The organism is Flavobacterium sp. UBA7682 (assembly GCF_002482945.1).
Lineage (GTDB): Bacteria > Bacteroidota > Bacteroidia > Flavobacteriales > Flavobacteriaceae > Flavobacterium.
Genome location: NZ_DLGY01000045.1, coordinates 164,502 through 172,862, shown reverse-complemented (window position 1 = coordinate 172,862; position 8,361 = coordinate 164,502). Strand labels below are relative to the sequence as shown.

The following is an 8,361-nucleotide window of genomic DNA, read 5'->3' as shown; positions in this document are numbered from 1 at the left end:
TGTATTGGTTTGTCTTCTCATATACACTTTCCAAGCATCAGAACCAGATTCGCGGCCACCGCCGGTTTCTTTTTCACCACCAAAAGCGCCACCGATTTCAGCTCCTGAAGTTCCGATGTTGACGTTGGCAATACCACAATCTGAACCGGCAACCGAAAGGAAAGCTTCCGCTTCACGCAAGTTGTTGGTCATAATGGCAGAAGACAAACCTTGTGCTACACCATTCTGGATTTCAAGCGCATCAGTTACATCGCCTGAATATTTTAATAAGTATAAAACCGGTGCAAAAGTTTCGTGTTGCACGATTTCGAATGAATTATCTGCTTCAGCAATCGCAGGTTTTACGTAACAGCCGCTTTCGTAACCTTCGCCCGAAAGAACACCGCCTTCAACCAAAATTTTTCCACCTTCGGCGACTACTTTTTCTAAAGCTTTGCTGTACATTTCAACGGCATGCGTATCGATAAGCGGTCCAACGTGGTTGTTTTGGTCCAAAGGATTTCCGATTCTCAATTGACCATAAGCACCAACAATCGCGTCTCTTACTTTGTCGTAAATACTTTCGTGAATGATTAATCTACGGGTAGAAGTACAACGTTGTCCTGCCGTTCCAACGGCGCCAAAAACTGCTCCGATAACCGTCATTTTAATGTCAGCATCCGGTGTTACAATAATGGCATTGTTTCCGCCCAATTCTAATAATGAATTGCCCAAACGAGCCGCACAAGCTTGCGCTACGATTTTACCCATACGGGTTGAACCGGTTGCAGAAACTAAAGGAACGCGTTTATCATGCGTCATCATTTCGCCTACTTTATAATCACCGTTGATTAAACAAGAGATTCCTTCCGGAAGGTTGTTTTCTTTTAAAACTTCAGCGATGATATTTTGACAAGCGATACCACATAAAGGTGTTTTTTCAGAAGGTTTCCAAACGCAAACATCACCACAAATCCATGCTAATGCTGTGTTCCAAGCCCAAACGGCTACCGGAAAATTAAACGCTGAAATAATTCCAACGATTCCTAGCGGATGGTATTGTTCGTACATTCGGTGACCCGGACGTTCTGAATGCATGGTTAATCCGTGAAGTTGTCTCGATAAACCAACGGCGAAGTCACAGATGTCAATCATTTCCTGAACTTCTCCATAACCTTCTTGTAGTGATTTCCCCATTTCATAGGAAACTAATTTCCCAAGTGGTTCTTTATATTGTCGCAATTTTTCACCAAACTGACGCACGATTTCGCCACGTTTTGGCGCCGGCATCAAGCGAAAGGTTTTGAAAGCTTCGCTCGCAGTTTGCATTACTTTTTCGTAATCTTCTGCGGTTGTTGTTTTTACTTTTCCGATTAATTGTCCGTCTACGGGAGAATAACTTTCAAGAAGTTCACCGTTTGAAAAATGGTTATTTCCGGTGGAAGTTCCTTCGTTAATGGCTTTTACACCCAATATTTCTAAAGCTTCGGTCATGCCGAATTGTTGCGCAATTGTTGACATTTGATAGTTTGTTTTATATTTTTAGCAAAAGTAAAGGTTTATTTTGAATATTTTGAAATTAGCCCGGATAGGAATGGTATCCTTTTATTGTTTGCAAAACGCCGTTCGACTGTACTTAGTCTCCGCTCAGCATATACTGCTCAGGGGTGACAAACAATAAAAGATATAATGGATAGCCGGAATAGCTTCTAAAAATTATTTTGTAGTAAATCTTGGATCGGTATCCATTACAGTGTTGCATTTTTCACAGGTTCTTAGCTTTTCAGAATTGTAAAAATGATTGAAATGTTTTAGAAAATCTTTTTCGATGTCATTTAATTCAAAATAAACTTCGTAAAGTTTGTGGTTGCAGTTATCACAAAACCATAATAAGCCGTCGGGAATGTCTTTGCCGTCTCTTTTGCGTTCTACGACTAATCCTATGGAGTTTTCAGTTCGTGACGGTGAGTGAGGCACTTTAGCAGGAAGCAGAAACATATCGCCGGCGGAAAGTTTCATGGCTTTTTTTTCGCCATCTTCTTGGATATAAACGGTGATTTCGCCTTCGAGTTGGTAGAACAGTTCTTCGGTTTCGTTGTAATGATAGTCTTTTCGGGCGTTTGGACCAGCAACAATCATGACAATATAGTCACCTGAATCTGCATAAAGGTTTTTATTGCCAACCGGTGGTTTTAACAAATGACGATTTTCGGCTATCCATTTATTAAGGTTGAAGGGTTTTGCTACAGTCATTGCTTAAATTTTAGGTAAAGTTATAAAATAAAAAATCCCGATACTATCGGGACTTTCAAATTATTTAATTTCTTTTATCAAATAGATATAGACAGGAAAGTGGTCACTAAAACCAATTTCATTCGTGCCATGTCTGAGAGGATAGCCTTTATATTGACCGGTTTTGGTTATCATATACGGTTTGTTATAAATTCCGGCTTTCCAATAGCGGAATGAAGAATAATCAGGTTTTATCAAAGCTTCTGACACCATAATTTGGTCAAAAATATCTCCGGCATCGCGATAGAATAAAGAGGAATGACCTTTATAAAACATTTCTTCAAACGGATTGTAGATGCCAAATTGTTTTACTTCTTCTTTTTTACGTTTGGCGCCAATGCCTTCTTTTACACTTTTATTATAAGAACCATCATTTAAATCACCCATAGTAATGATTTTAGCATTTGGGTTAATTTTAAAGATGGAATCCATGATTTGTCGGTTTAGTCTTCCTGCTGCTTCACGGAAAGGAGAGCTTTTTTTCTCACCACCGGAACGCGATGGCCAGTGATTGACAATTATATTTACCTCTTCACCGTCAAGGAAACCAGTTACTAAAAGTTGGTCACGAGTATAAACTCTCTCATCTTTACCTATTGCTTCCGTTTTTTCAGATACAACTTCTTCAGTTGGATCTTTGTCTTTAGCATTAAAATTCATTTGATTTCTATAAATGAGCAAAGGAATATTTTTAAAGCTGGTAGGCTTAAAATGCTTTTTTTGGTACAAAAATCCCACATCGATTCCGCGTTTGTCTGGGGAATCAAAGTGAACAATACCATAGTCTTTATTAATAAGAAGCGGTTCTTTGACTAAATCTTCCAAAACACTTCTGTTTTCAATCTCACAACATCCAATTAAGGTTGGAGAATTATTTGGATTTTCACCAGTTCCTATTTCTGACAAAACTCTGGCTAAGTTGTGTAGTTTTTGTTTGTATTTGGCAGAAGTCCAGCTTTGGTCACCGTTAGGCAACCATTCTTCGTCATTGTTTGAACCATTGATGGTGTCAAATAAGTTTTCCAAATTGTAGAAAGCAACTGTATGAATATTATACTTTTTTGCTTGTCCATTAGCTCCGAATATTGCGAATAAAACAAAGAAAAGAGCTATCAGTTTTTTAATTCTCATAAAATGTATATTAATTTAATATCAAGTTTTTTACAAACTTCGAGCCAAAAGTAGATAATATTATTAAAAGATGTACATTTGTCGGCTGTTAAGTTTTCATTAACACTTAACTATAGAAAAAATTAATTTTATTTTATTTATGAAAAAACTTGTTATTAGTACTTTATTTGTGATGCAAGTGTTTTTTGTTTTTGCGCAAACTACTACTGGAATTACTGGTAAAGTAGTAGATTCGAAAACACAAAAACCATTACAAAATGTCGTTGCTTCTATTCAAAACACTGTTTTAACCACTTTAACAGATGGGACAGGAGCTTTTATTTTTAAGGATGTTCCAAAAGGTAGTCAATTAGTGCAGATTAAAAGTGCCGGCTACAAAGATCAATTATTAGTAGTTGAGGTTGAAACCGGTAAACTGGTAGATTTAGGGGTTATTGTTTTTGAAGAAGACATTACTTCTGAGCAACAGTTAAGTTTGGTTACCATTACGGAAAATGATTTAGGGGATGACAACAGTGGTTCTGAAAGTACTTCAGGATTGTTGCAAGCGACAAGAGATGTTTATCAGCAGTCAGCGGCCTTTAACTGGGGACAAGCTCGTTTTAGAATCAGAGGATTGGATAATGAGTATGGAACGACCATGATTAATGGTATTGTGATGAATAAATTATATGATGGAAGGCCACAATGGAGTAACTGGGGAGGTTTGAATGATGCTACTCGAAATCAAGAATTTACGATGGGATCGGCACCTTCTGATTACACATTTGGAAATGCATTAGGAACTCAAGAAATTAATGCCAGAGCTTCTGTCTACCGTCCGGGATCAAGAATTTCTATGTCGGGAACCAATACCAATTACAGTTGGAGAATGATGGGAACCCATGCATCAGGTTTAAACAAAGATGGTTGGGCTTACGTAGTTTCTGCTTCAAGAAGATGGGCGCAAGAAGGTTATTTTGATGGGACTGATTACAGTGCGAATTCATTATTTGCCAGTGTTGAGAAAAAATTCAACGAAAAACACAGTTTAAATATTACTAGCATTTTTGCTCAAAACAGTAGAGGGAAATCATCTCCAAATACTCAAGAAGTTACAGACTTAATGGGAGTTAAATACAATTCTTATTGGGGATGGCAAGATGGGAAAAAGCGTAATTCAAGAGATAAGGATGTTGACGAGCCGATGGTGATGTTATCACATTATTGGAAACTTTCAGAAAGAACTAGTTTGAATACAAACTTGGCATACCAAACGGGACGCATTTCTAACTCAAGATTAGAGAATCCGCTTGGAAACAATCCGGATCCTACTTATTACAGAAAACTTCCGAGTTATTATTATAATGATCCAACACAATGGATAATACCTCCGGGAGGTACAGAACCAATCAATCCAGGTGCCGAACTTGCAAGAGAGGAATTCCTGAATAATAGTCAAATCGACTGGAATAGTATGTATATTGCTAATCAAAATACGGCAACAGGTGAAAGTGCATTTGTTTTAACTGAGCAACGTAATGATGACACTAGCGTAACGGCAAATATGTTGTTGAACAGTTCTTTGTCAAACAATATTAGCTTTAATTCAGGTGTAAACTTTAGAAATGTCAGATCGCATAATTACGCTGTTGTTACTGATTTATTAGGAGGCGATTATTTCTTAAATGTTGATCGTTTTTTCCTTGGAGATAATGCACAATTCGATTTAAACAATCCTAATCAACAAGTTGTTGAAGGCGGAACAGCCGGATACAACTATAATTTATTTGCCAACGTAGTGGATGGGTTTACCCAATTTAAATTCAATTACAGTAATTTCGATTTCTATTTAGCACAAACTTTTTCAAGATCAGAGTATCAAAGAGAAGGATTGTACAGAAGCGGGAATTACGCTGACAACTCTTTTGGAAAAGGGAAATCTAAAGTTTTTGAAAACTTTGGTTTTAAAGGAGGCTTGACTTACAAATTGTCTGGTCAACATTATTTCGATTTCAACGGAATGTACCTTACAAAAGCGCCTAACTTGAGAAATAGTTTCTATAACGCAAGAAGAAGTAATGAGTTTACAGAAGACTTAACCAGCGAAAACATTGTTAGTGCCGACGCAAGCTACATATTAAGAATGCCAGGTTTTAAAGCAAGATTAACCGGTTTCTTCTCTAGAGTTAAAGACGCCACCGAAATTGCATTTTTCTATGCAGAAAACGTTGGTGACAATGAAGGTGATGAAGATTCTTTTATTACAGAAATCGCAACAGGAATTCAAAAACAAAATCTTGGAGCCGAACTTGGATTAGAGTATCAAATTACTTCGACTATTAAAGTAACTGGAGCAGCTTCTTACGGACAATACATTTACTCCGGGAACGCTAGATTGCAAACAAGTGATGATGCTTTAGCATCACAAGGATTAAGTCCGTTGACTGATTTTGGAACTATTTACCTAAAAAATTATCACCAACCGGGAATGCCACAACAAGCCTATTCATTAGGATTAGAATATCGTGATCCAAACTTCTGGTGGGTTGGTGCTAACGTGAATTATTTATCAGACAGTTACATTAGTATTTCGAAAATCATGCGTACTGATAACTTTAGTATTGATGATGCAACAGGAGACAATTACTCCGGAGCAACACCTGAAACAGTTAGAGATATACTAGAACAAGAAAAATTTAATAGCTTTACATTAGTAAATTTAACTGGTGGTAAATCATGGAGAATCAGCAAGAAAAGCAGAGATACATTTGGTATATTTGCTACAGTGAATAATCTTTTTGATATTGAATATAAAACAGGTGGATTTGAACAATCAAGAAAAGCAACATTCCCTGATTTACAGGCTGATAATGCTAATGGAACACCGTCATTTGGGCCTAAATATTTCTATGGTTATGGAAGAACGTATTTTGTTAACTTCTACATCAACTTCTAAAAAAAATAGACAATGAAAATTAAATTTTTAAAAACAATGTTTTTGTTAGTACTTACTTCAAGTGTATTAACAAGTTGTGTAGGTGATGATGATTATGTTATTCCTACTGTATATGACTACCATTTTAGTGAAGGATTTGGTTCATCGCCAATTGGTGGCGGATCGAATGAAGTGGCTATTGCTTTAGAAGGATGGGTAAATTACAACGCAACAGCGACCCGTTTGTGGCATGCAAGAGCATTTTCAAATAATACTTATGCAGAATTTTCTTCATTCTATTCAGCAGCAGGAACTAATGATACAGCTTGGTTAATTACTCCGGCTATAGATTTAACAACAACTTCCGGAGAAATTTTATCTTTCGTTACCAAAACAAGATTTGAGAACGGATATCCATTAACTGCTTTTGTTTCTACAGATTATGACGGAACAACAGCCGGAATTGCCACTGCTACATGGGAACCGATTACTTTTACTACACCTACTGTTGAAGATGTGTTCGTAAATAGCGGAAATATTGATTTGAGCGCGTATAATAGTAACAACGTTAGAATTGCATTCAAATATACAGGAAGCAAATCTGGAGTTACCACTACTCTTCAATTAGACAACATTAAGATTTCTAAAAATTAATAGCTATGAAAAATTTAAAATTATTATTAACAGCTGTCGTTCTAGCTTCTTTGACAAGTTGTGTGAACGATGATAAATACGATACTCCGGATTTATCAAATGAATGTGTCAGCATTCCTAAAACTAAGGAAGTTGTCGATATTACAAATGCTGCAACAGCAAATGCCGTTCCTTATACGACAGACGAAACGGTAACGGATTATATTGAAGCTTACGTTACTTCAAGTGATGAAGGCGGTAATTTTTATAAATCAATTTCTATGATGTCATTAGACGGATTGAAAGGATTTAGTATGCCAGTTGACAACTATAATCTGTTTAACGAGTTTGAACCGGGTAGAAAGGTTACCATTAAATTGGATAAAAACAGATATTTCAATACCCAACATGGTTCTACCGTTATCGGATCCACTTATAGTGGAGGCGTTGGAAGAGTTTCAGGTGTTGAATATAAAAATGTGATTTTCAGATCATGTGATGAAGTAGGAGAAGAACAAATCTTAAAACACCTGACCATTACAGAAGCCAAAAACAATCAATACTTAAACATGTTGATTGAGTTTGATGGAGTTCAGTTTACGGATCCTTCTTTAGGCAAAAAATACTACGACGCATCATTAAACAGTATCGGCGGTGCAACAAATCACGAAATCTCTGACCAATTCGGGAACAAAGTAATTGTTAGAGTAAGTGAATATGCCAAATTTGCTGGCGAGGCAGTACCTTCTAAAAATGGTAAAATCCGTGGTGTAATGACAAAATTCAACAATGATTTCCAATTTATGATTAGAACGCTTAACGATGTTAATGTTTCTGGAGACAGATTGGCTATTGATTTATCTCCGCCAATTGGTGGAACCGCTTTGGTATATGGTGGAACTTTGAATGAGCCTTTTACTACTTATACGACAACAAATCAACAAGTGTTTCCTAAATACATCAACGATGCAGCTACAGGAAGCAGATATTGGCAGATAAAATCTTTTGGCGGAAACCGTTATATCCAAATGAGTTCTTTTGGTGGTACAGCAGAAGCCAATAGAACATTGTTCTTGGTTCCTGTTGACATGACAGCGGCAAGTACTCTTTCATTTAAAACTTTATCCGGATTTGATAACGGCGCTGTGTTGAAAGTATATTATACGACCGATTATACGCCTGGAACACAGATAACAACTGCAACGTTAACTAACATCACCTCAAGTTTTACCATTCCATCAGGACCAGCTTCGGCTTATGCAGCAACGTTCACTTCTAGTGGTGTTTACAATATCCCTGCAGGAGTTACAGGAAACGGATTCTTTGTGTTTGAATATGTTGGAAACGGTACAGGCGGACCAACAACAACAATGCAGATTGACGATATTGTTATAAACTAATTAAATTTT

6 protein-coding genes are annotated in these 8,361 nt (G+C 36.8%); 3 read left to right on the top strand and 3 right to left on the bottom strand.

The features are described 5' to 3' along the window. From B3C16_RS13740 to B3C16_RS13730, 3 genes are all read right to left on the bottom strand, one after another. A partial coding sequence (locus tag B3C16_RS13740) for an aldehyde dehydrogenase family protein (RefSeq protein ID WP_291132663.1) occupies positions 1 to 1,500 on the bottom strand: 1,500 nt, incomplete at its 3' end. Between the two features lie 195 nt (positions 1,501 to 1,695). Continuing rightward, positions 1,696 to 2,232 carry a 3-hydroxyanthranilate 3,4-dioxygenase gene (locus B3C16_RS13735; RefSeq protein ID WP_291132661.1) on the bottom strand — a complete coding sequence of 179 codons (537 nt, stop codon included), beginning with the start codon at positions 2,230 to 2,232 and terminating at the stop codon, positions 1,696 to 1,698. Positions 2,233 to 2,292: 60 nt separating this feature from the next. Then, positions 2,293 to 3,402 (bottom strand): endonuclease/exonuclease/phosphatase family protein, encoded by a 1,110-nt coding sequence (locus B3C16_RS13730; protein ID WP_121312118.1) that lies wholly within the window; start codon positions 3,400 to 3,402, stop codon positions 2,293 to 2,295. A 139-nt stretch (positions 3,403 to 3,541) separates the two neighbouring features. Between B3C16_RS13730 and B3C16_RS13725 the strand changes: the two genes are divergently transcribed. Genes B3C16_RS13725 through B3C16_RS13715 form a run of 3 tightly spaced genes read left to right on the top strand, consistent with a single transcriptional unit; the run spans position 3,542 to position 8,352 of the window. Continuing rightward, complete coding sequence (locus B3C16_RS13725) at positions 3,542 to 6,340, top strand: TonB-dependent receptor (protein ID WP_121312117.1); 2,799 nt, start codon at positions 3,542 to 3,544, stop codon at positions 6,338 to 6,340. Positions 6,341 to 6,352: 12 nt separating this feature from the next. Next, positions 6,353 to 6,973, top strand: a complete 621-nt coding sequence (locus B3C16_RS13720; RefSeq protein ID WP_291132659.1) for a choice-of-anchor J domain-containing protein — start codon at positions 6,353 to 6,355, stop codon at positions 6,971 to 6,973. Between the two features lie 5 nt (positions 6,974 to 6,978). Then, positions 6,979 to 8,352 (top strand): DUF5689 domain-containing protein, encoded by a 1,374-nt coding sequence (locus B3C16_RS13715; protein WP_291132657.1) that lies wholly within the window; start codon positions 6,979 to 6,981, stop codon positions 8,350 to 8,352. Positions 8,353 to 8,361: the final 9 nt, after the last annotated feature.